This is a genomic window from Micromonospora sp. NPDC002575 (genome assembly GCF_042889525.1).
GTDB lineage: Bacteria > Actinomycetota > Actinomycetes > Mycobacteriales > Micromonosporaceae > Micromonospora > Micromonospora carbonacea.
On the sequence record NZ_JBIARA010000084.1, the window covers coordinates 1 to 1,029 of the forward strand.

1 protein-coding gene is annotated in these 1,029 nt (G+C 75.2%); it reads right to left on the reverse strand.

Translation table 11 applies throughout. The features are described from left to right. On the reverse strand, positions 1 to 1,017 hold a 1,017-nt coding region (locus ACFYWL_RS31270; protein ID WP_386980467.1), incomplete at its 3' end, for a condensation domain-containing protein. Positions 1,018 to 1,029: the final 12 nt, after the last annotated feature.

Sequence of the window (1,029 nt, forward strand, 5' to 3'; positions counted from 1 at the left end):
CCACACCCGCAGCACCCGGTCCCGCTCACCCGGCTCCAGCAGGTCCAGTTCCGCCAGCGGTGTGCCGGGCTGCGCCACCACCCGGGTCAGCAACCGGACCAGACGGGTCATCAGACGCTCTGCGCCCGCCCGCTCGAACAGGTCCGTCGCGTAGCGGATGCCGCAGGTCAGCACCGGGCCGTCGGCCCCGGCCACCCGGCGGAACAGGATCTCCAGGTCGAACTTGGCCGCACCCGTGCGGACCGGGTGCTCCGCGGCGTCCGTGCCCAGCAGACGGCTGAGGTCGGGGCCGCCGCCCTCGTACGCCACCATCGTCTGGAACAGCGGGTGCCGGGCCAGTGTCCGGTGCGGGTTGACGGCCTCGACGACCGCGTCGAACGGCAGGTCGGCGTGGTCGAGGGCGGCCGGATGGGCGGCGTTCACCCGCCGCAGCAGCTCGTCGAAGCTCGGCTCGCCGGACAGGTCGGTGCGCAGCACGAGGGTGTTGACGAAGAAGCCGACGACGTCGTCGAGCGCGGTGTCGGAGCGCCCGGCGACCGGGGTGCCGAGGGGGATGTCGTCGCCCGCGCCGAGGCGGTGCAGCAGGGCGGCGACCGCCGCGTGCACCGCGTTGAACACCGTCGCCCCGGACTCCGCGGCGAGCCGCTCCAGCCCGGACAGCACCTCGCCGGGCAGCTCCACCGTCAGCGTCTCCCCCCGGTGGGTGGGGACGGCGGGGCGGGGCCGGTCGGTGGGCAGGGGCAGTTCCTCCGGCAGTCCGGTGAGGGTCTCGCGCCAGTGGCCGGCCTGGCGGGCGGCCAGGGAGCCGGGGTCGGCCGGGTCGCCGAGCAGGTCGCGCTGCCAGAGCGCGAAGTCGGCGTACTGCACGGGTGGTTCGGGCAGGTGGGGGTCGCGGCCGTCGAGCCGGGCGCGGTAGGCGGTGTCGAGGTCGGCCAGCAGCGGGCCGGTGGACCACTCGTCGGTGGCGATGTGGTGCAGCAGCAGCACCAGTACGTGGTCGTCCTCGGCCGCGCTCAACAGCGCCGCTCG